Raw genomic sequence first — 20,745 nt, forward strand, 5'->3', positions numbered from 1 at the left:
CCCCAGTCTCGCCGATCACCGCCTCCGCGCCGCGGAGCCCACGCCTTGCGACGACCCTCCTGCCCGCCGCCATCTCCCTCCGGACTGCTCGGCGAGACCCGCGAGCTCGAGGTGGCCGAGGCCACCCAGCGTCTCCTCGAGGCCCAGTCCGGCCACGCGCGCGACCGAGTCCACCGCTGCGTACGCGCGCAACGGCAGGGCGTCCCACACGCTCGTGCCCAGGGGGTCGAGGTCGTCCTGAGGTGCGGGGCGCCCGGGTCGCGGCGCGTGCGCGTCCGCCCCGACGTGCCCGGCCAGCTCCGCGACCTCGTCCGCGTCGGTCACGCAGACGGCCTTCGCGTCCCGCAGGAGCTGGTGGCACCCGCCGGACGCCATCGAGGTCACGGGCCCGGGCACCGCCCCGACGGGGCGCAGCAGCGCGGTCGCGTGGGTCGCGGTGCTCAGCGCACCGGACCGCCACGCCGCCTCGACGACGACCGTCGCCCGGGAGAAGGCTGCGATGAGACGGTTGCGTTGCAGGAAGCGGACCCTGCTCGGGACGGAGCCCGGTGGTACCTCCCCGACGAGGCTCCCGTCGTCCAGGACGGCCTGCAGGAGGTCGGTGTTGCCCGCCGGATAGAGGCGGTCGACGCCCCCCGCGAGGAACGCGACGGTCCGGCCTCGAGCGGCGATCGCTCCTCGGTGCGCGGCGGCGTCGATCCCGTAGGCCCCACCCGAGACGACCGTGAACTGCCGGTCCACCAGGCCCGACGCGAGGTCTGCCGCGACGTGCCGACCGTAGTCGGTGCACGCGCGGGCGCCCACGAGCGCGACCGAGCGGCGCGAGAGGCCCGCGAGGTCGGTCTCGCCCCGCACCCACAACGCGAGCGGCGCCGCAGCTCCGAGCTCGTCGACCGCCGTCGGCCATCGCGGGTCGCCGGGTATCAGGAGCGCGCCGCCCAGCCGGTCGAGCACGCGGAGCTCGCGCGCGGGGTCGAGCGTCGCGAGCCGACCGCGCCACCGTTCCACGGCGCGCAGCACGTGGTCGACCGACGGGCGGTCCTGGCGCTGCGCGAGCACCTCCGGCACGAGCGGGCTCTTTCCCGCCGCCGCCTCGTGGAGCCACGCCAGGGCGTCCCCCGCCCCCAGGTGCGCGACGAGCGCGCCGGCCACCCGGTCCCCCGGCTCGGCGATCCGGCTCCACGCCGCGCGAGCCAGCAGCGGGTCGCCGAGGTCGAACCCCGGCCCGTGCTCAGCCATGATGCCCTCGCGTCCGGAGCGCGAGCCCCTGCCCCACGTCCCCCGAGTCCGGCGCGGCACGTCCGGCCAGGTCGGCCACGGTCCAGGCGAGCCGCAGCACCCGGTCGGCTCCGCGCAGCGAGAGGGTCCCCCGGTCGAGGGCCGCGTCGATGCCGGCGAGCAGGCCCGGGTCAGGGCCGAGGCGCTCCCGGAGCCAGGTGCCCGGGACCTCGGCGTTCGTGACCCACGGCGTCCCCGCGAGCCTGGCCCTCGCCGCTGCGCGAGCGGCGGCGACACGGGCCGCGACGGTCGCGGTCGACTCCACGTCGGCACCTCCCGCCCGGTCGACCCGTGACACGGGACGCACCTCGACCTGGACGTCGACGCGGTCGAGCAGCGGACCCGAGAGCCGGGCGAAGTACCTGCGCCGGACCAGCGGGCTGCACGAGCACTGAAGCCCCTTGCCGATGCCCAGACCGCACGGGCACGGGTTGGCGGCCAGCACGAGCTGGAAGCGGGCGGGGTAGCGCGCGGACCCGGCCGCGCGGTGGATCACGAGCTCCCCGTGCTCGAGCGGCTGGCGCAGGGTCTGCAGGACCCGCGACCCGAACTCGGGCGCCTCGTCGAGGAAGAGCACACCGCGGTGCGCCCGGGACGCGGCGCCGGGCCGCGGCAGCCCGCTGCCTCCGCCGATGATCGAGGCCGGGGTCGCGGTGTGGTGCGGGTCCTCGTAGGGCGGACGGTGGATCAGGCCCTGCCCCGGGTCGAAGACCCCCGCGACCGAGTGGACGGCCGTGACCTCGACCGCCTCGGACTCCTCGAGGTCCGGCAGGATGCCGGTGATCCGGGACGCGAGCATGGTCTTGCCCGCGCCGGGTGGTCCCACGAGCAGCAGGTGGTGCCCGCCCGCGGCGGCGACCTCGAGCGCGCGGCGCGCCTGCTCCTGGCCGAGGACGTCGCGCAGGTCCCCCTCGACGCGTCGCGGAGGCACGCTGCGTCCCGGGCGGGACGTGGTGGTCGGGGTCACGATGCCGGGGACCTCCGCGCCGTACAGGGCCGCGAGCTCGGCCAGGCTCGCCACGCCGACCACCCGCGCCCCGGGTACGAGTCGGGCCTCGTCCGCGTCCTGTGCCGGCACGACGACGTCGCGCAGACCCGCCGCGACCGCGGCGGCGACCGCGGGCAGGATGCCGCGCACGGACTGGAGCCGCCCGTCGAGCCCGAGCTCGCCGAGGTGCACGACGTGCTCGGGGTCCGCGACCGAGATCTTTCGGGCTCCGGCGAGCATCGCGACCGCGATGGCGACGTCGAAGCCGGACCCGGCCTTGGGCAGCGAGGCCGGCGAGAGGTTGACGGTGATCTTGCGCTGTGGCCACTCGATGCCCGACGAGGCGATCGCGGCGCGGACGCGGTCCCTCGACTCGGACAGCGCCGCGTCGGGCAGCCCGACGAGCGTGAAGCCCGGGACCGAGGCCGCCAGGTGCGCCTGCACCTCCACGAGGTGGCCCGAGAGCCCCACGAGCGAGACTGCGAACGTCGTCCCGAGCGACATCAGCCGACTCCCACGAGATGCTCGACCTGCGCGGCGCCGGCGGACGGCAGGATCACGGCCACCACGTCGATCCGTATCGACGCGGGACGGATCGGGTGCGTCGCGACCCACTCCCCGGTCAGTCGTCGCAGCCGGGCCATCTTCTCGGCGGTCACGGCCTCGGCCGGGTGCCCGAAGCCGGTTCCTCGTCGGGTCTTGACCTCGACCACGACCAGGACGTCGCCTTCCCGGGCGACCAGGTCGAGCTCGCCCCGGGTGCCCCGCCAGTTGCGGTCGAGGACCACCCATCCGGCCTCGACCAGGAACGCCGCAGCGACCTTCTCCCCGTACCGACCGACAGCGTCCTTCGCTCTCATGTCCCACCTCCGGCACACACCCTGGCCGGGTCGGAGCGGTGGGGGGAACGGCGCGGACGCCTGCTGTGGGAAAGCGCCTGGGACCGGGTCCTGTGCACGGCTCGGCCCCGCGGGAACGCCCCGCGAGAACACGGCAGTCCTGCGGCCGCCCGGTCAGGAGGCCGCAGGACTGCGAGGGGAACGAGAGCTAGAGCTGGAGCTCGGCCTTGGCCAGCTCCTCGACGTTGACGTCCTTGAACGTGACCACGCGCACGGACTTCACGAAGCGCGCGGAGCGGTACACGTCCCACACCCAGGCGTCGGCGAGCCGCAGCTCGAAGTACACCTCGCCGGCGGCCGACCTGACCTGCAGGTCCACCTGGTTCGCCAGGTAGAAACGTCGCTCTGTCTCGACCACGTAGGAGAACAGGCCCACCACATCGCGATACTCGCGGTAGAGGGCCAGTTCCATCTCGGTCTCATAGTTCTCGAGGTCTTCGGCGCTCACTGCACCATCATGGACCATCGAGTGCCACAACCCCGGATCGTCGGTCCCGTCGCGCGCCGCGCCCAGGTCCCGCCGCACCCAGCCCCCACCGCACGCCCGCTCGGCTCCCGCTGCGGGCAGGCCGCTCGGGCCTCGTCGCGCGCTCAGACCTCGTCGCGCTCGGGGAGCCGCCAGCTCCGCCGGTGCTGCGGCGTCGGGCCGTGGGCCTTGAGGGCTTCCACGTGCACGGCCGCGCCGTACCCCTTGTTGCCGTCCCACCCGTACGCCGGGTACTGACGGGCCAGACCCGTCATGAGGCCGTCGCGCTCGCACTTGGCCAGGACGCTCGCGGCCGCGACCGACGCGCACTGGAGGTCTGCCTTGACGAGCGTGCGCACGGCCGGGTCCGGGAGGGCGGGGTCGTCCTCGGGGTCGAGGTCGAACGCCTCGAAGAGGTCCACGCTCGGCCGTGTCAGCCAGTCGTGCTTGCCGTCGAGCAGGACCGCGTCGACCGGGCCGAGCGTGCGCCGCACCTGCGCGAGCGCACGGCGTCCCGCCAGTCGCAGCGCCACGACGATGCCGTGGGCATCGATCTCGGCCGGTCCCGCGTGCCCCACGGCCCACGCGAGCCCCCAGTCGCGGACCGCGGGAAGCATGGCCTCGCGGGCCGCGGGGGTGAGCATCTTGGAGTCGGTCAGGCCCTTCGGGAACGGGCCCGTGCTCAGGTCGACCACGACGACCCCCACGCTCACCGGTCCTGCGAGCGCACCTCGTCCCACCTCGTCCATGCCCGCGACGAGCTGCGCGCCCGAGTCCAGGATCGCGCGCTCGTGGCGCAGCGTCGGCGGCTTGGGCCCGGTCGATCGCTTGGCGGCCGCCTTGCGGGGCGCGCGCCGGACGGCGGCAGCCTCCGGGTCACCGGCGACGAGCGGCGCACCCAGGTCGGTCGTCACGGCTCCGGCACCTCCGCGAACACGTCGCCCGGGTTGCGCATCAACGTGAGGTCGCTGAGGGGCCAGACCTTGACGAACGCGGTCCCGACGACGTTGTCGATCGGCACGAACCCTCCGCCGGGCTTGCCCGTGTTGTACCGCGAGTCGGCCGAGTGCTGACGGTTGTCGCCCATGACGAACAGCATGCCCTCCGGGACGACCACGTCGAAAGGGTCCTGGCTCGGGACGGACCCCGGCTTGATGTAGGTCTCGTCGATCGGCTGCCCGTTGACGCTCACGCGTCCCTGCGCGTCGCAGCACACGACACGGTCGCCCGGGGTGCCGATGACGCGCTTGATGAGGTGCTCCCCCGTGTCCTGCGGGAGCAGCCCCACGAACGTCATGGCCGACGTGACGGCGTTGCCGACCGTCCCCCGGTCGGGCGCGACGTACGGCGGCAGCCAGTTCCCCGGGTCCTTGAAGACGACCACGTCACCGCGATGCACGTCGAACGCGTCGGGGACGAGGCGCGAGACCATGACGCGGTCTCCCTCGACCAGCGTGTCCTCCATCGACGCGCTCGGGATGAAGAACGCCTGCACCAGGAAGGTCTTGATCAACCACGACAGCACCAGTGCGCTGAGCAGGATGATGACGGTCTCGCGCAGCAGCGAGCCGCGCCGGGGCGCCGGTCGTGCCCGGGACGAGCCCTCGTCCATCCGGCTCCTCGTGTCCGTCTCCGTCGGGGGTACCGCGCCGAAGGCTGGTTCGGGGCGGGGTGCTGCCTGTGCGGCGCTGTCTGTCACGCGCTCACTGTGCCACTGCGTCGCCCGTCCGGCGAAACCGGGGACGTCCCGGAACGCCGACGGGCGACCACCTGCGAGAGGTGGTCGCCCGTGGACGTGTGACGAGGCTGACGCGTGGTCAGGCTCGGATCACTTCGAGGGGAGCGCGTCGCGCTTCTCCTTGATCTTCGCCTTCTTGCCGCGCAGCTTGCGCAGGTAGTACAGCTTGGCGCGACGGACGTCACCGCGCGTGACGAGCTCGATCGACTCGAGGGACGGGGAGTGCACCGGGAAGGTACGCTCCACGCCGACGCTGAAGCTGATCTTGCGGACCGTGAAGGTCTCGCGGATGCCGCCACCCTGGCGGCCGATGACGACGCCCTGGAACGCCTGGATACGAGAGCGGTTGCCCTCGACGACCTTGACGTTGACCTTGACGGTGTCTCCGGCCCGGAAGACCGGGATGTCGCTACGCAGCGATGCTGCGTCGACGCTGTCCAGCGTGTGCATTGATCTCTCCCCGCCCTGCCACAGGTCAGACGCGTTCTCGTGGCCCACCGCGAGGTGGGTCCGGTTCAGTACGTGGGTGGTGCTCGCATGTGATCGGTCGCGCACGCGGACGTGCGGTGGGCTTCCCCTGTGGCAGAGGCCCGACCGGCGCACACCAAGGGTCTATTCTGCCACACCACCGGCGGTGGCTCCGGGGGCGGGCTCGTCACCGCGGGGCGCACGGTGCAGCGTTCCCCCGCGGACCTCCCAGCCGAGCGTCGCGAGGAACGCCCGGTCGTGCTTGTCGAGGCCGCTCGCGTCGAGCGCCGCGATCAGGTCCGGCCGGCGGGCGGAGGTCTTCTCGAGCGCCCGGTCCCGGCGCCAACGACGGATCTTCGCGTGGTGTCCCGAGAGCAGGACGTCGGGCACCTCGAGGTCCGCCCAGACCGGCGGCTTGGTGTAGACGGGGTACTCGAGCAGCCCGGCCGCGCCGTGGGACTCCTCGACGAGCGACTCGGGGTTCCCGATCACGCCCGGCAGCAGCCGCGCCACGGCCTCGACCATGACGAGCGAGGCGACCTCTCCCCCGTTGAGCACGTAGTCGCCGATCGAGAGCTCGCTCACGCGGTGCCCGGCGGCACGGTAGTGCTCGGCCACGCGCGCGTCGATGCCCTCGTAGCGCCCGCACGCGAAGACGAGCTGGTCCTCGGTCGCCAGGGCTTCCGCGGTGCGCTGGGTGAACGTCGTGCCCGACGGCGTCGGCACCACCAGGTGCGCGGGTCCGGTCGCGGTCAGGTCGTCGATGGCCTGCCCCCAGACGTCGGGGCGCATGACCATGCCCGCTCCCCCGCCGAAGGGCGTGTCGTCGACCGTGCGGTGCCGGTCGGCGGTCCAGTCCCGCAGGTCGTGGACGCGCAGGTCGAGCAGGCCGGCGACGCGTGCCTTGCCGACGAGCGAGAGGTCCAGGGCGGCGAGGTACTCGGGGAAGATCGAGACGATGTCGATGCGCACGTCAGTCGTCGGTCCCGTCGGTCGCGTCGTCGGGAGCGTCGTCGTCGGTGCCCGGTGTCGGCTCGGCGACCTCGAGCAGGTCCGCGTCGCGTGCCAGGAGACCGCCCGGCGGGTCGAGCACGACACGACCGCCCGGCACGTCCACCACGGGGACGATCGCGTGCACGAACGGGACGAGCGTGCGCGTGCCGTCGGTCTCCTTGAGCACGAGCAGGTCGTGCGCCGGGAGGTGCTCGAGGCCCAGGACCTCGCCGACGACCGTCCCGTCCTCGAGCTCGGCGCGCAGCCCCACGAGCTCGTGGGGGTACCAGGCGTCCTCCTCGTCGGAGGCGTCGGCCTCGACGACCAGCGTGATCCCGCGCATGCGCTCGGCCGCGGAGCGGTCGCTCACGCCCGCGAACGTCACGAGCCACTTGCCCTGGTGCAGCCGGGCACGCTCGATCGTCAGCGGGCCGGCCTCCGCGGGCTCGGTGTCGATCGTGGACCCGACGACGAGGCGCGCCTCGGGGTTGTCGGTGCGCGTGTCGAGCGCGACCTCGCCGCGCAGTCCGTGGGCGCGGCCGATACGGGCCACCGTGAGCTGCATCGTGTGCTCCTTCTCGTCGTGTACGTGCTCGTCGTGCGGGGACCTGCCCGGCGACCGGGCGCTCCCACGGTGTCACCGGACAGGTGTGGGCGCACGTCCGGGGGGTGCCGCGCGAGCGGGAGCCGGGCGGGGCGCCGGCCGGGGGCAGGCAAGGGCTGGACGGACGACGAGGCCCGGTCCACCCTGAGGGGGACCGGGCCTCGTCAGCGTGCGGTCGGAGACCGTCACGTCGTGCTGTGTATCGGCTCTGCGCTCAGCCGTCGTCAGCGGCGGTCGACGTCGACGACGTCGACCCGCACCGGACCGTCGACCGACAGGGCACCGATGACCGTGCGCAGGGCACGGGCGGTACGCCCACCGCGGCCGATGACGCGGCCGAGGTCCTCGGGGTGCACCCGGACCTCGAGCAGCTCGCCCCGGCGCAGCGGCTTCGCGTTGACCCGGACGGCGTCCGGGTTGTCCACGATGCCGCGCACCAGGTGCTCGAGCGCCTCGCCGAGCATCAGGCCTGCTCTTCGGCTGCCTCAGCCGCGTCAGCGGACTCGGTCTCGACCGGCGCAGCAGCCTTCTTCTCGGCAGCCTTCGCCTTGACCTTCTCGGCGTCCTTGGCGGCGGCCTCGATGGCAGCGGCCGGGTCGACCTTCTCGCCCTTGACGCGCAGGGTGCCCTCGGCGCCCGGAAGGCCCTTGAACTTCTGCCAGTCACCCGTGATCTTGAGGAGCACGAGCACCTGCGGCGACGGCTGCGCGCCGACGCTCAGCCAGTACTGCGCACGCTCGGAGGAGATGTCGATGAGCGACGGCTCCTCGGTCGGGTGGTACTTGCCGATCTCCTCGATGACGCGACCGTCACGCTTGGTGCGCGAGTCGGCGACGACGACACGGTAGTACGGCGCACGGATCTTGCCGAGGCGCTTCAAACGAATTCTGGTGGCCACTGTGGTGGTCTCTCCTGGTTCTGGGTGAGGTGACCCGTGCGTCCCTCCCGGTGGGGACCGGGCGAGCACGAGGTCGGGACACGGCGTTGCGCGGAGAGAGGGGCCGGGCACGCCGAGTACCCGGCTATTGTGCCAGATCCCGCACGTTGCGACCAACCTCCCGCGACAGGACGACGATCACAGGGACCACGACCCGCCGGTGACCTCCCGGGCGGCCGGATCGCGAGGTGGCGGACCGACCTACACGGGCGCCACGATCTCCCCGCGCAGGATCACCGCGGTCGGGTGCCGCAGCACCTCGATGTTCTCGCGCGGGTCCGCCGGGTACACGATCAGGTCCGCGCTCGACCCCTCGACGAGGCCGCCGTAGCCCAGGAACTCGCGTCCCTGCCAGCTCGCGGCCGCGACCACGTCGGCGACCGGGACGCCCGCGGCGACCATCTCGGCGCACTCGTCGGCGATCCGGCCGTGACCGATGGTGCCGCCCGCGTCCGTCCCGACGAGGAGCTGGATGCCCGCCTCGTGGAGCTGGCGGACCTGCTCGTAGCGGCGCTCGTGCAGGTCGCGCAGGCGTGCCGCGAAGAGCGGGTACCTCGCGTCGGCCTGGCGGGCGATGTTCTCGAACTCGTTGATCTGCAGGAGCGTGGGCGTCACGGCGATGCCCCGCTCGGACAGCGTGTACATGTCGTCGGGGTGGATCCCCGTGCCGTGCTCGATGCAGTCGACCCCGGCCGCGAGCAGCGACGGGACGACCTCGCTCGAGAAGGCGTGCACCGTGACCCGCGCGGCCTCGGCGTGCGAGACCGCGACGGCCTCGGTCAGCACGTCCTGGGGCCACAGCGGCCGCAGGTCCCCGTCCGCCCCCAGGTCGCGGTCGATCCAGTCGCCCACGAGCTTGACCCAGCCGTCCCCCGCGCGCGCCTCCTGGCGCACGGCGTCGGGGAGCAGCGCGACGTCGTCGAGCTCGAGCCCGTAGCCGCGCAGGTAGCGCTTGGGGCGTGCGATGTGACGTCCGGCGCGCACGAGGCGTGGCAGGTCGCGCCGCGACCTGACCCAGCGGGTGTCCAGGGGCGACCCGGCGTCACGAAGCAGGAGCGCACCGCTGTCGCGGTCGGCGATCGCCTGCGCCTGGGCCGTCGCGTTGTCGACCGCGCCGTCCTTGCCGAGACCCACGTGGCAGTGGACGTCCACGAGGCCCGGCAGGACCCACCCTTCGAGCGCGACCATGTTGGTGCCCTGCGCCGAGGGGCGCGTCAGCGTGACGTGACCGTCCTTGACCCAGAGGTCGGACACCTCACGGTCGTCTCCCAGGAGGATGTGCCCCCGCAGGTGCAGCGAGGGGCCTTCGAGCGCGGACATCGGACTCCCAGTTCTCGGGCGGTCGGGCTCGCCCGACCTCTGACGGACCGGGGTCGGGCGGGACGGACGGAGGTCGCGGTGAGGGCCACCACGACCTGCAGGACATAACCTAGCGCGCTAGCGCCCCAGGAACTTCTCCAGGTCGGGCGGGAGCTGGAGATCGGCCGGGTCGGTCGACTTCTGGGCGCTCTTGGCGCCACCCAGGGCACCGAACGCCGCGCCGGGCGCCGCGGGGGGCGCGACCGGCCCGCCGAGGGCCCGGGCCTGGCGGGCCGCCTCTTCCGCCGCACGCTTGGCCGGGTTGCCGGACTTCGCCTTGCGCCCCTTGGCGGGCGGCGCGACACGCCCGCGGGCCTTCTTGCCGCCCATGCCCGGCAGGTTGCCCATGCCCGGCATGCCGGGCATGCCGCCGCCACGGCTCATCTGGCGCATCATCTTCTGTGCGCCCGCGAACCGCTCGAGGAGCTGGTTGACGTCGCTCGTCGTGACGCCCGAACCGCGAGCGATGCGCGCACGGCGCGACCCGTTGATGATCTTCGGGTTCTCCCGCTCGCCCGGCGTCATCGAGCGGATGATCGCCTCGACGCGGTCGACCTCGCGCTCGTCGAAGTTGTCGAGCGCCTCGCGCATCTGCCCCATGCCCGGCAGCATGCCGAGCATCTTCTTCATGGAGCCCATGTTCTTCATCTGCTGCATCTGGACGAGGAAGTCCGCGAGCGTGAAGTCCTGCCCGCTGGCGACCTTCTCGGCCATCTTCGCGGCCTCGTCGGCGTCGAACGCCTTCTCGGCCTGCTCGATGAGGGTGAGCACGTCACCCATGTCGAGGATGCGCGACGCCATGCGGTCGGGGTGGAACGGCTCGAAGTCGGTGAGCTTCTCACCGGTCGAGGCGAACAGGATGGGCCGACCCGTGACGCGCGCGACGGACAGCGCCGCGCCACCGCGTGCGTCGCCGTCGAGCTTCGACAGGACGACGCCCGTGAAGTCGACGCCCTCCTCGAAGGCCTTGGCCGTCGCGACCGCGTCCTGGCCGATCATGGCGTCGATGACGAACAGGATCTCGTCGGGGTTCACGGCGTCGCGGATGTCCGCGGCCTGGCGCATGAGCTCGGCGTCGACGCCGAGGCGGCCCGCGGTGTCGACGATCACGACGTCGTGCTGGCGCTGGCGCGCGGTCTCGACACCGTCACGGGCGACCTGGACCGGGTCGCCGACGCTCGTGCCCGACTCGCCCTCCGAGCCCTGGTTGCCGGGCAGCGGGGCGTAGACCGGCACGCCGGCGCGCTCGCCCACCACGGAGAGCTGGTTGACCGCGTTGGGGCGCTGGAGGTCCGCCGCGACGAGCAGCGGCGTGTGCCCCTGCTCGCGCAGGTGCAGCGCCAGCTTGCCGGCCAGGGTCGTCTTGCCGGCGCCCTGGAGGCCCGCGAGCATGATGACGGTCGGCGGGTTCTTCGCCAGGCGCAGCCCACGGCTCTCGCCGCCGAGGATCGCGACGAGCTCCTCGTTGACGATCTTGACGACCTGCTGGGCAGGGTTGAGCGCGCCGGAGACCTCGGACGACAGGGCCCTTCCCCGGATGGCACCGGTGAAGTCCTTGACGACGGGTACGGCGACGTCCGCATCGAGGAGCGCGCGCCGGATCTCACGGATCGTGGCGTCGATGTCCGCCTCGGAGAGACGGCCCTTGCTCCGCAGGTTCTTGAAGGTCGACGACAATCGATCTGACAGCGTGGCGAACACCGCGTCATCCTTACCGCTCGTGAATCAGGGAAGTCCCCAGCCTACCGGTCGGGGACGCTCACTCGGGCAGGGTCGCGCGGGTCGCGGCCGTGAGGTCGTCCACGAGGCGTGCGCGCCACGCGGTCCAGCCCGCCGGACCGAGCGACGCGGAGTCTGCCTCGGTCAACGCGCGGAGCACGTCCAGGAGGTCCCGTCGCTGCCCGACGGCGGCGGCGAGCTCGGCGACGGTCGCCGGGTCGTCCGGGTCCGCCGAGACGGCGAGCCGCGACAACGTGAGGTGGTGACGCACGAGGCGCGCGACGTCGTCGGGCACCCCGTCCCCGAAGCCCATGCGGCGCAGGATGCCCGGGACCAGGCGCGCGCCCTCCTCCGAGTGGTCGGCGGCCCCCGCCCGTTTGCCGATGTCGTGGAAGAGCGCCGACAGCAGCAGCAGGTCGCCGCGCGCGACCGTCTTGCGGTCGCGCGCGGCGCGCGCGACCGTCTCGACGAGGTGACGGTCGACCGTGTGCCGGTGGATCGCCGCGCGCTGGGGGCGGTTGCGCACCCCGGCCCACTCCGGGATCCACGTCGTCACGACCCCCACGAGGTCGAGCGCCTCCCACACCGCGATCTGCGCCGGCCCGCTCCCCAGGAGGGAGAGGAAGGCCGAGCGTGCCAGCGCGGGCCACGGCTCGGGCAGCGGCGGGCAGTGCGCGAGGCTGCTGACCGAGACCGGGGAGAGGGTCAGGCCGGTCCGCGACGCGGTCGCCGCCGCACGCAGCGCGAGCAGGGGGTCCGTCTCGGGGTGCGCGTCGATCGCGAGGACCAGCTCGCCGTCGTGCTCGACCAGGCCGTCACCGACCGAGCGCAGGCGCGGCGCTGCCCGGCGGCCCCGCACGAGGACCGGGCGCCGGGCCACGCTCGGGCGCTGGAGCGCCTGGCGCGCGCGCCGGACGGTCGTGTCGAGCGCGTAGGAGATCTCGCGTCCCGACTCGGCGAGGCTCGCCAGGAGCTCGTCCGGGTCGTCGTCGCCGCACAGCGCCGCCACCTCGTCGAGGTCCGCGAGCAGGAGCTTGTTCGTGTGCCGCCCCGTGACGACCTGGACCGCGTCGCGCACGTCGAGCAGGTGCGCGTACGCGCGGTCGACCGTCCCGTGCGGGCGGTCCGTGAGCCACGTCGCGGCCAGGGCCGACAGGACCACGGCGTCACGGATGCCGCCGCGCGCGTCCTTGAGGTCGGGCTCGATCAGGTAAGCGAGCTCGCCCGACCGCTCGGCGCGGTCCTTGATGGAGGACAACAGCTCGGGCAACCGTCGCCGCGACGCGGACCGCCAGTCGGTGAGGACCGCCGACGCGGCCCGGTGGACCACGAGCGCGTCGCCCGCGACGGCGCGCACGTCGAGCCAGCCCACGGCCGCGGGCACGTCCTTGGACGCCACCTGGCGGCACTGCGACAGCGAGCGGACCGCATGGTCCAGGTCCACCCCGGCGTCCCACAACGGGTACCAGAGCCGCTCCGCGACCGCCGCGACCTGCTCGGCGGAACGGCTGCGGCCGTCGTGCACGAGCACGAGGTCGAGGTCGCTCACCGGACCCATGTCGGCCCGGCCGAGGCTCCCGACCGCAGCGAGCGCGATCCCCTCGCCGCTCTCCCCCGCGATCGCCTCGTCCCACAGCGCCGTGAGCCGTTCGGTCACCAGGGTGCAGACCGCCGAGCGGCGCGCGACCCCCGAGCTCCCCGGCCCGCTGAGACCCCGCGCCACCGTGAGCATCTCGGCCCGCAGGCCCCGCACCCCGAGGGGGTGCGGGGCCTGCGTCGGGTCCTCGGCGTCGCGGGGGGTTCCTGCCTTCGTCGTTCCGGTCATCTCGACCCTTCCGTCGCCCCCGCCGTACCCCGTCGCTGCTGGTCGTGCCGCCCGGCCCGACCGGGCGCCCTAGAGGGCGCCCGCGCCGTGCTCGCCCGTCCGGACCCGGGCGACGTCGTCGACCGTGACGGTCCACACCTTCCCGTCACCGATCCGACCCGTCTGGGCCGCCTTGACGATGACCTCGGTGACCGTGGGCGCGTCCTCGTCGTCGACGAGGACCTCGACACGGACCTTCGGGACCAGGTCCACGGTGTACTCCGCTCCGCGGTAGACCTCGGTGTGGCCCTTCTGCCGGCCGTAGCCGCTGGCCTCGCTGACCGTCATGCCCCGGACCCCTGCGGCCTCGAGCGCGGACTTCACGTCGTCGAGACGGTGCGGCTGGATGATTCCTGTGACGAGCTTCATGCCCTGACCTCCTGGATGACACGACCCTGCGCGATGGTCTCGTATGCGGTCTCTCCGTGCTCTGCCAGGTCGATACCGCCGACCTCGGCCTCCTCGCTGATCCGCCACCCCATCGTCACCTTGATGACGAACCCGATGACGAACGTGAGGACACCGGAGAAGATCACGGCGGCCAGCGCGATGACGATCTGGATCACGAGCTGGTCGATCCCGCCGCCGTAGAGCAGCCCGGTGTCGGTGCCCAGCAGGCCGATCAGGACGGTGCCGACCAGGCCGCCGACCAGGTGGACCCCGACGACGTCGAGCGAGTCGTCGTAGCCGAAGCGGTACTTCAGGCCGACCGCGAGGGCGCACAGGACACCGGCGACGGCACCCAGGGCGATCGCGCCGATCGGGTTGACCGCTGCCGCGGCCGGCGTGATGGCGACGAGCCCGGCGACGACGCCTGACGCCGCGCCCAGGCTCGTGGCGTGCCCGTCGCGCAGACGCTCGGTGACCAGCCAGGCCCCCATCGCGGCGCACGTCGCGACCGTGGTGTTGACCCAGGCGAGGCCGGCGACCTCGTTGGCGGCCCCTGCGGATCCCGCGTTGAAGCCGAACCAGCCGAACCACAGGAGTGCGGCCCCGAGCATCACGAACGGGAGGTTGTGCGGCCGCATGGGCTCCTTGCCGAAGCCCTTGCGCTTGCCGATGATCAGCGCGAGCACCAGGCCCGCGACACCGGCGTTGATGTGGACGACCGTGCCTCCGGCGAAGTCGATGGGCGCCACGTTCGCGATCCCGTCGGTCACGCCGTAGATCGCGGCCGCGATGCCGTTCTCGCCGGCCCCCAGGAGGCCGCCGCCCCACACCATGTGGGCGAGCGGGAAGTAGACCAGGGTGACCCAGACGCCCGCGAAGACGAGCCAGGCGCCGAACCGGGCACGGTCCGCGATCGCACCGCTGATCAGGGCGACCGTGATGATCGCGAAGGTGGCCTGGAAGCCCGCGGCCACGAGGGCCGGGACGCCGCTGCCGGCCAGGAGGCTGTTCGAGTCGTCGGTCAGGGGAGCCAGACCGAAGAACTCGGTCGGGTTGCCGAAGACTCCCGCCACGTCGGACCCGAAGGTCATCGAGTAGCCCCACAGCACCCAGATGATCCCCACGACGGCGATCGCGCCGAAGCTCATCATCATCATGTTCAGGACGCTCTTGCCGCGGACCATGCCGCCGTAGAAGAACGCCAGGGCCGGGGTCATCAGGAGCACCAGGGCGGCCGACGTCAGGAGCCAGGCCGTGTTTCCAGTGTCAAGTTCGAAGGGCATGCGCTGTCGCCTCTCACCTCGCCAGCCGGGCGGCCGGACAGGTCAAGAGTCGTCCAGCGGCGTTTCCCGCCGACGCTCGCACCGTGACGGAGGTGTAACGCGCGGTCCGTGCGTGTAAACGTTGCGTTACCACTCGGTCAGGGGCCACGTGTCAGAACGAGCGTGACCTCGGGGTCACGCTCGTTCTGACACGTCAGCAGTGCGGGCAGCCGGCCGGGCGGGCCTCAGGCGCCGAGCAGGCCGTCGACGAACTCCTGGGGGTCGAAGGGCGCCAGGTCGTCGGGCCCCTCGCCCAGTCCCACGAGCTTGACCGGCACGCCCAGCTCGCGCTGGACCGCGACGACGATCCCGCCCTTGGCCGTGCCGTCGAGCTTGGTCAGCACGATGCCCGTGACGCCGGCGATCTCGCCGAAGACCCGCGCCTGGTTCAGACCGTTCTGGCCCGTCGTGGCGTCCAGGACCAGGAGGACCTCCGAGAGCGGGGCCTCCTTGGTGATGACGCGCCGGATCTTGCCCAGCTCGTCCATGAGGCCCGCCTTGTTCTGGAGGCGGCCGGCCGTGTCGACGAGCACGACGTCGACCCCCTCGGTGCGGCCCTGGCGGACCGCGTCGAACGCGACCGCGGCCGGGTCGGCTCCGTCACGGTCGGAGCGCACGGTGCGCACGCCGACGCGGGCGCCCCACGTCTCGAGCTGGTCGGCGGCCGCAGCGCGGAACGTGTCGGCCGCGCCGAGCACGACCGTGCGGTCCTGCGCGACCAGGACGCGGGCGAGCTTGCCCACCGTCGTCGTCTTGCCCGTGCCGTTGACCCCGACCACGAGCACGACGGCGGGGAGCCGGGACCCGTCGTCGGCCGTCTGCGGGTCCGTGGCGAGCGAGCGGTCGAGGCTCGGGTCGACCAGGGCGACGAGCTCCTCGCGCAGCAGTGCGCGCACGCTCGCCGGGTCACGGACGCCCAGGACCCGCACGCGGGTCCGAAGTGCCTCGATGAGCTCGCCCGCCGGACCGGCCCCGACGTCGGCGAGGAGCAGCGTCTCCTCGAGCTCGTCCCAGTCGTCCTCGGTCAGGTGGTCGCGCGAGAGCACCGCGAGCAGCTTGGAGCCGAGCGGCGACCCGGACCTGGCCAGCCGGCCGCGCAACCGGGCGAGCCGACCCCCGACGGCCTCGGGGACCTCGACCGCGGGCGGGGCCTCCAGGTCGGCCGGGGTCTCGACCGTGGCCACGGCCCCGGGCAGGGGCTCTCCCTCGGTCGCAGGGAGCTCGTCGGGGCTGCTGCCCGGCGTGGGGGGCGGAAGGGTGGCGCGCGCACCGGGGCGACGGCGAAAGCCGACGAGGCCGACCGAGACGACGACGAGGACGGCGAGGGTGATCCAGAGCCAGAGGAGATCGTTCACCGTCGCAGTCTCTCAAATCCGAGCGTGACGTGCGGGCAGCGGGGCCGCTGCCCGGCCGACGGCCCTCGTGGCAGCGAACGACGCTCAGTCCTGGGTCGCGGCCGATCCCTGCGGCGGAGTGGCCGGGACGGAGCGCACGGCTCCCGTGTGCGGTCGCCGGACCACTGCGCCGTGCAGCGTGTGCGTGGCCCTCTCCCGGGCTCGCTGGAGGGCGTCGGTGATCTCGTCGGCGTCCATGTACGCGGGTTCGTCGACCTCGGTCGCCGCGAAGAACTCCTCCATGCCGGTGTCGACCGGTGCGGCGGCGGCCCGCTCCGCGTGGTCCTCGCGTCGGCGCCAGCTCGACAGTCCCGAGCGGAAGTCTCGCCAGAACCCCTTGATCCCGGCCGGCGCGCCCTGACGTTCGTTGCGGTCGTCGGTGCGCGTGACGACGCTCGCGAACAGGAAGACCACGACGGCCGCCACGAGCGCGATCCCGAGGAACACGAACATCCAGAACATCTGTCAAGTATCACCGGGGAGCCCGGTCCCGCACCGACCGGGTGCGGCGAGTCCGATGATCGCTACAGCATCTTCACACCGCACGACCCGCGAGATCTCGCGGGTCCGGGCACCTCTCGCCGGGCCGTCGGGTCGGGGTCCCGTGCGCCACGCCACCCGAGACGTCGGTCACACGCCGACCTCGTCCCGCAGCCGCTGGCTGATGACCGTGGTCACCCCGTCGCCGCGCATCGTCACCCCGTACAGCGCGTCCGCGATCTCCATGGTCCGCTTCTGGTGCGTGATGACGATGAGCTGCGAGTCCTCCTGGAGCTCGCGGAAGATCTCGAGCAGGCGCCCCAGGTTGACGTCGTCGAGCGCGGCCTCGACCTCGTCCATGACGTAGAACGGGCTCGGGCGCGCCTTGAAGATCGCGACGAGGAGCGCGACCGCGGTCAGCGAGCGCTCGCCGCCCGACAGCAGCGAGAGCCGCTTGACCTTCTTCCCCGCCGGACGGGCCTCGACCTCGATGCCGGTCGTGAGCATGTCCTCGGGGTTCGTCAGGACGAGGCGCCCCTCTCCCCCGGGGAACATCCGCTCGAACACGTGCACGAACTGCTCGGCCGTGTCGTGATACGCCTCGGAGAAGACCTGCTCGACGCGCTCGTCGATCTCGCGCACGATCTCCAGCAGGTCCGCCCGGGACTTCTTGAGGTCCGCGAGCTGGGTCGTGAGGAACGTGTGCCGCTCCTCGAGCGCGGCGAACTCCTCGAGCGCGAGGGGGTTGACCTTCCCGAGCTGCCCGAGGGCCCGCTCGGCGGACCGCAGCCGCTTCTCCTGCGCCGCCCGGACGTAGGGCTCGGTCACGGGCTCGCCGTCCTCGTCCTCGCGGACCGCGCCGTCCTCGGCGAGCACGGGGACCGGACGGTCGGGGCCGAACTCGTCGAGCAGGAGCTCCGGGTCCAGCCCGAGCTCGGTCACGCTGCGCTCCTGGAGCTGCTCGATCCGCAGCTGCTGCTGCGTGCGGGCGACCTCGTCGCGGTGCGCCACGTCGGTCAGCTCGCGAAGCCGGCCGGCGAGCGCGTCGACCTCGGCCCGGCGGGCGGCCACCGCGGTGTCCAGCTCGCCGCGCGCCGCCTCGGCCGCAGCCCGCTCGTCACCTGCCCGTTCGAGCGACCGCTCGATCGCCGCCAGCGCGACCTCGGCTCCCGCGCGCACGGCCTCCGCGCGGCCCGCCTGGCGCACACGGGCTGCCTCGCGTGCCGCGGCCCGCTCGCGCGCGGCCCGCTCGGTCGCCGCCGCCCGGGCGAGCGACTGCGCGCGTCCCGCCAGGGCCCGGGCCCGTTCCTCGCTGGTCCGCAGCGCGAGACGGGCCTCGGTCTCGGCCGCGCGCGTCGCGGTCGCGAGCGCGTTCGCCTCGTCGCGCGCAGCGGTCGCCGTCGCGACGGACTCCTCGGTCTGCTCCGGGGCCGACTCGGCCTCGTCGTGCCGGGCGACGAGCGCCGCGAGCTCGGCCTGCTCCGCGACCAGCGTGGCCTGCGCCCGCTCCAGGTTGGCCCGGACACGGGCCGACTCGGCCGCGGCGGCGCGGGCCGTGGCCCCCAGGTGCCCGAGCTGCTCGGCGACCGCGGCCAGTGCGGCGTCGGACTCGTTGAGCCGTTCCAGGGTCGCGTCGTAGCGCTGCTGCGCCTCCTCGGCCTCCTCGAGCGCCCCCACGAGCGCGAACCGCGTACGCTCGCCGCGCGCGGTCGCGTCGTCGCGCGCCGCCTGGGCCTCGTCCAGGGCCGACTGCAGGTGCAGGACGCTCGGCGCGGTCGCCGACCCGCCCCACGCGCCGTGCGCCCCGAGCAGGTCACCTCCCTTGGTCACTGCGGTGACCTGCGGCGACGCCGCCACGAGCGCCCGCGCCTGCGCCAGGTCCTCGACCACGACCACGCCGTCGAGCAGGAACTCGACCGCCGAGGCGACCGAGCGCGCCGGTGCGACCACCCGCACGGCCCACGCGGCGCCGTCGGGCAGCGTGGTGGCCTCCCCCGCTCCCGACGGCGCACGCGTGCCCCCGCCGACCACGAGGCTCGCCCGCCCCGCGTCCTCCTGACGCAGGTGACGGAGCGCGTCGACGGCCGCCTCGAGGCTCTCGACCGCGACCGCGTCCGCCGCGGGACCCAGCGCGGCCGCGATCGCGTCCTCGTATCCCGCGTCGATGCTCAGCAGCGCCGCCAACGACCCGAGCGCGGCCACGCCGTCGGCCGCCAGCAGCGCGCCCGCCCCGTCCTTGCGGACCAGGCTCATCTCGAGCGCCTCGACGCGTGCGCTCCAGGTCGCGCGCTCACGGTCGGCGGTCTGCTCCTCCTCGCGCAGCCGCGCCACCACGGCCGTCGTGCGCTCGACCGCGTCGGCCGCCTCCTCGTGCTCGGCGTCGAGGCCCTCCTCGCCCTCCTCGACGCCCACGACCTGGGTCTCGAGCGACGCGAACTCGACGTTCGCCTGGTTGCCGCGCCGCTCGGTCTCCGCGAGGCTCTCCCGCAGACGCCCGATCTCGGCCTCGGTCGCCTCGACGCGGGACCGGCGCGCCGCGACCTGACCGGCCAGGCGCGCGAGGCCCTCGCGGCGGTCGGCCGCGCCCCGCAGCAGCGTCGCGAGCGCCCGCTCCGCCGTCTGCGCCTGCGCCTCGACCGCGGTCCGCTCCGCCACGGCCGACTCGAGCGTGGCACGGGCGACCGCGACCTCCGACTCGAGCTCCTGCTCGGCGGCACGTGCGCGCGCCGCCTGCGCGTCGAGGTCGTTCGGGTCCTGCCCGCGCTGCACCGTCTCCGGGCGCCCGAGCAGACGCAGTCGCTCGGCGGCGAGCGTCCGGGTCCCGCCCAGGCGGTCCTTGAGCGACGACAACCGGTACCAGACGTCGCTCGCCCGGGACAGGGCCGGGGCGGCCTCGGCGGCCTGCGTCTCCAACGAGCCCAGCGCCTCGCGGGCCGCGGTGAGCGACCGCTCGACCTCGGCCTGCCGCGCCCGCAGCGCCGACTCGTCCGCGATCTCCTGCGCGAGCGTCGCCGTGAGCTGCGCGAGGTCGTCCGCGAGCAGGCGCGCCCGGGCGTCACGCAGGTCACGCTGCACGACCTGCGCCTTGCGCGCGATCTGCGCCTGACGGCCGAGCGGCCCGAGCTGTCGCCGGATCTCGGCCGTCAGGTCGCCGAGCCGCGTGAGGTTCGCCTGCATCGCGTCGAGCTTGCGCAGCGCCTTCTCCTTGCGCTTGCGGTGCTTGAGGACGCCCGCGGCCTCCTCGATGAAGCCGCGCCGCTCCTCGGGGGTCGCACGCAGCACCGCGTCGAGCTGCCCCTGACCCACGATCACGTGCATCTCACGCCCGATGCCCGAGTCCGACAACAGCTCCTGGATGTCGAGGAGCCGGCACGAGGACCCGTTGATCGCGTACTCCGACCCGCCGTTGCGGAACAGGGTCCGGGAGATCGTCACCTCGGAGTACTCGATCGGCAGCGCGCCGTCGGTGTTGTCGATCGTCAGCGACACCTCGGCGCGGCCCAGCGGCGGGCGCCCCGCCGTGCCCGCGAAGATGACGTCCTCCATCTTGCCGCCGCGCAACGACTTGGCGCCCTGCTCCCCCATGACCCAGGACAGGGCGTCGACCACGTTCGACTTGCCCGAACCGTTCGGCCCGACGACGCACGTCACCCCGGGCTCGAAGCGCAGGGTCGTCGCCGACGCGAACGACTTGAACCCGCGGAGGGTCAGGGTCTTGAGGTGCACGGGTCAGAGCCTAGTGCGGATCTGCGGGTGAGACGGGGAGGCGGTGGTGTTCCCCGTTCTCCTCGCCGACGCAGGGCAGGCGCCCCCGTCCTTCGACGGGGGCGCCTGCGGGTGGTGCGG

At 73.5% G+C, this 20,745-nt stretch carries 19 protein-coding genes; all 19 read right to left on the minus strand.

All coding sequences use genetic code 11. The features are described 5' to 3' along the window. Window positions 1-15: 15 nt before the first annotated feature. Window positions 16-1,239 (minus strand): DNA-processing protein DprA, encoded by a 1,224-nt coding sequence (gene dprA, locus JOD49_RS03815; protein ID WP_205306038.1) that lies wholly within the window; start codon window positions 1,237-1,239, stop codon window positions 16-18. Continuing rightward, the gene (locus tag JOD49_RS03820) at window positions 1,232-2,770 is read right to left on the minus strand and encodes a YifB family Mg chelatase-like AAA ATPase (protein WP_205306039.1); all 1,539 of its coding nucleotides are present in this window, start codon (window positions 2,768-2,770) and stop codon (window positions 1,232-1,234) included. The genes dprA and JOD49_RS03820 overlap by 8 nt, the downstream gene beginning before the upstream one ends. Continuing rightward, window positions 2,770-3,126: a YraN family protein gene (locus JOD49_RS03825; RefSeq protein ID WP_205306040.1), complete on the minus strand. Its 357-nt coding sequence runs from the start codon at window positions 3,124-3,126 to the stop codon at window positions 2,770-2,772. The genes JOD49_RS03820 and JOD49_RS03825 overlap by 1 nt, the downstream gene beginning before the upstream one ends. 187 nt (window positions 3,127-3,313) lie before the next feature. After that, the gene (locus JOD49_RS03830) at window positions 3,314-3,613 is read right to left on the minus strand and encodes a DUF2469 domain-containing protein (protein WP_024840525.1); all 300 of its coding nucleotides are present in this window, start codon (window positions 3,611-3,613) and stop codon (window positions 3,314-3,316) included. 143 nt (window positions 3,614-3,756) lie between these two features. Then, complete coding sequence (rnhB, locus tag JOD49_RS03835; protein ID WP_372441202.1) at window positions 3,757-4,545, minus strand: ribonuclease HII; 789 nt, start codon at window positions 4,543-4,545, stop codon at window positions 3,757-3,759. Next, window positions 4,542-5,243, minus strand: a complete 702-nt coding sequence (gene lepB / locus JOD49_RS03840) for a signal peptidase I (RefSeq protein WP_205306041.1) — start codon at window positions 5,241-5,243, stop codon at window positions 4,542-4,544. Before lepB ends, rnhB begins: the two co-directional genes overlap by 4 nt. Before the next feature lie 216 nt (window positions 5,244-5,459). After that, the gene (rplS, locus tag JOD49_RS03845) at window positions 5,460-5,819 is read right to left on the minus strand and encodes a 50S ribosomal protein L19 (protein ID WP_205306042.1); all 360 of its coding nucleotides are present in this window, start codon (window positions 5,817-5,819) and stop codon (window positions 5,460-5,462) included. A 162-nt stretch (window positions 5,820-5,981) separates the two neighbouring features. Next, the gene (gene trmD / locus JOD49_RS03850; protein ID WP_205306043.1) at window positions 5,982-6,809 is read right to left on the minus strand and encodes a tRNA (guanosine(37)-N1)-methyltransferase TrmD; all 828 of its coding nucleotides are present in this window, start codon (window positions 6,807-6,809) and stop codon (window positions 5,982-5,984) included. A gap of 1 nt (window position 6,810) precedes the next feature. Continuing rightward, complete coding sequence (rimM, locus tag JOD49_RS03855; protein ID WP_205306044.1) at window positions 6,811-7,395, minus strand: ribosome maturation factor RimM; 585 nt, start codon at window positions 7,393-7,395, stop codon at window positions 6,811-6,813. 263 nt (window positions 7,396-7,658) lie between these two features. Then, complete coding sequence (locus JOD49_RS03860) at window positions 7,659-7,898, minus strand: RNA-binding protein (RefSeq protein ID WP_030150613.1); 240 nt, start codon at window positions 7,896-7,898, stop codon at window positions 7,659-7,661. Beyond that, complete coding sequence (gene rpsP, locus JOD49_RS03865; RefSeq protein WP_205306045.1) at window positions 7,898-8,332, minus strand: 30S ribosomal protein S16; 435 nt, start codon at window positions 8,330-8,332, stop codon at window positions 7,898-7,900. Before rpsP ends, JOD49_RS03860 begins: the two co-directional genes overlap by 1 nt. Window positions 8,333-8,572: 240 nt before the next feature. Beyond that, a complete protein-coding gene (locus JOD49_RS03870) occupies window positions 8,573-9,691 on the minus strand; it encodes an amidohydrolase family protein (protein ID WP_205306046.1) in 1,119 nt (372 codons plus the stop codon). 117 nt (window positions 9,692-9,808) lie between these two features. Continuing rightward, window positions 9,809-11,431, minus strand: a complete 1,623-nt coding sequence (ffh, locus tag JOD49_RS03875) for a signal recognition particle protein (protein ID WP_205306047.1) — start codon at window positions 11,429-11,431, stop codon at window positions 9,809-9,811. Between the two features lie 58 nt (window positions 11,432-11,489). Next, complete coding sequence (locus JOD49_RS03880; protein WP_205306048.1) at window positions 11,490-13,274, minus strand: [protein-PII] uridylyltransferase; 1,785 nt, start codon at window positions 13,272-13,274, stop codon at window positions 11,490-11,492. A gap of 69 nt (window positions 13,275-13,343) precedes the next feature. Further along, window positions 13,344-13,682 carry a P-II family nitrogen regulator gene (locus tag JOD49_RS03885; RefSeq protein ID WP_205306049.1) on the minus strand — a complete coding sequence of 113 codons (339 nt, stop codon included), beginning with the start codon at window positions 13,680-13,682 and terminating at the stop codon, window positions 13,344-13,346. Next, entirely contained in the window at window positions 13,679-14,986 is a 1,308-nt protein-coding gene (locus tag JOD49_RS03890; protein WP_205306050.1) for an ammonium transporter, read from the minus strand. Before JOD49_RS03890 ends, JOD49_RS03885 begins: the two co-directional genes overlap by 4 nt. 224 nt (window positions 14,987-15,210) lie before the next feature. Beyond that, the gene (gene ftsY / locus JOD49_RS03895; protein ID WP_205306051.1) at window positions 15,211-16,380 is read right to left on the minus strand and encodes a signal recognition particle-docking protein FtsY; all 1,170 of its coding nucleotides are present in this window, start codon (window positions 16,378-16,380) and stop codon (window positions 15,211-15,213) included. An 84-nt stretch (window positions 16,381-16,464) separates the two neighbouring features. Then, the gene (locus JOD49_RS03900; RefSeq protein WP_205306052.1) at window positions 16,465-16,881 is read right to left on the minus strand and encodes a hypothetical protein; all 417 of its coding nucleotides are present in this window, start codon (window positions 16,879-16,881) and stop codon (window positions 16,465-16,467) included. Between the two features lie 168 nt (window positions 16,882-17,049). Then, complete coding sequence (gene smc, locus JOD49_RS03905; RefSeq protein WP_205306053.1) at window positions 17,050-20,625, minus strand: chromosome segregation protein SMC; 3,576 nt, start codon at window positions 20,623-20,625, stop codon at window positions 17,050-17,052. Window positions 20,626-20,745: the final 120 nt, after the last annotated feature.

It is taken from the genome of Oerskovia jenensis, assembly GCF_016907235.1.
GTDB lineage: Bacteria > Actinomycetota > Actinomycetes > Actinomycetales > Cellulomonadaceae > Oerskovia > Oerskovia jenensis.

What these genes read in the sequence shown, in the direction of transcription:
- dprA (WP_205306038.1), bottom strand. Translation starts at nt 1,239, where the DNA reads ATGGCTGAGCACGGGCCGGGGTTCGACCTCGGCGACCCGCTGCTGGCT.
- JOD49_RS03820 (WP_205306039.1), bottom strand. Translation starts at nt 2,770, where the DNA reads ATGTCGCTCGGGACGACGTTCGCAGTCTCGCTCGTGGGGCTCTCGGGC.
- JOD49_RS03825 (WP_205306040.1), bottom strand. Translation starts at nt 3,126, where the DNA reads ATGAGAGCGAAGGACGCTGTCGGTCGGTACGGGGAGAAGGTCGCTGCG.
- lepB (WP_205306041.1), bottom strand. Translation starts at nt 5,243, where the DNA reads ATGGACGAGGGCTCGTCCCGGGCACGACCGGCGCCCCGGCGCGGCTCG.
- rplS (WP_205306042.1), bottom strand. Translation starts at nt 5,819, where the DNA reads ATGCACACGCTGGACAGCGTCGACGCAGCATCGCTGCGTAGCGACATC.
- rimM (WP_205306044.1), bottom strand. Translation starts at nt 7,395, where the DNA reads ATGCAGCTCACGGTGGCCCGTATCGGCCGCGCCCACGGACTGCGCGGC.
- JOD49_RS03860 (WP_030150613.1), bottom strand. Translation starts at nt 7,898, where the DNA reads ATGCTCGGCGAGGCGCTCGAGCACCTGGTGCGCGGCATCGTGGACAAC.
- JOD49_RS03870 (WP_205306046.1), bottom strand. Translation starts at nt 9,691, where the DNA reads ATGTCCGCGCTCGAAGGCCCCTCGCTGCACCTGCGGGGGCACATCCTC.
- JOD49_RS03880 (WP_205306048.1), bottom strand. Translation starts at nt 13,274, where the DNA reads ATGACCGGAACGACGAAGGCAGGAACCCCCCGCGACGCCGAGGACCCG.
- JOD49_RS03885 (WP_205306049.1), bottom strand. Translation starts at nt 13,682, where the DNA reads ATGAAGCTCGTCACAGGAATCATCCAGCCGCACCGTCTCGACGACGTG.
- JOD49_RS03890 (WP_205306050.1), bottom strand. Translation starts at nt 14,986, where the DNA reads ATGCCCTTCGAACTTGACACTGGAAACACGGCCTGGCTCCTGACGTCG.
- JOD49_RS03900 (WP_205306052.1), bottom strand. Translation starts at nt 16,881, where the DNA reads ATGTTCTGGATGTTCGTGTTCCTCGGGATCGCGCTCGTGGCGGCCGTC.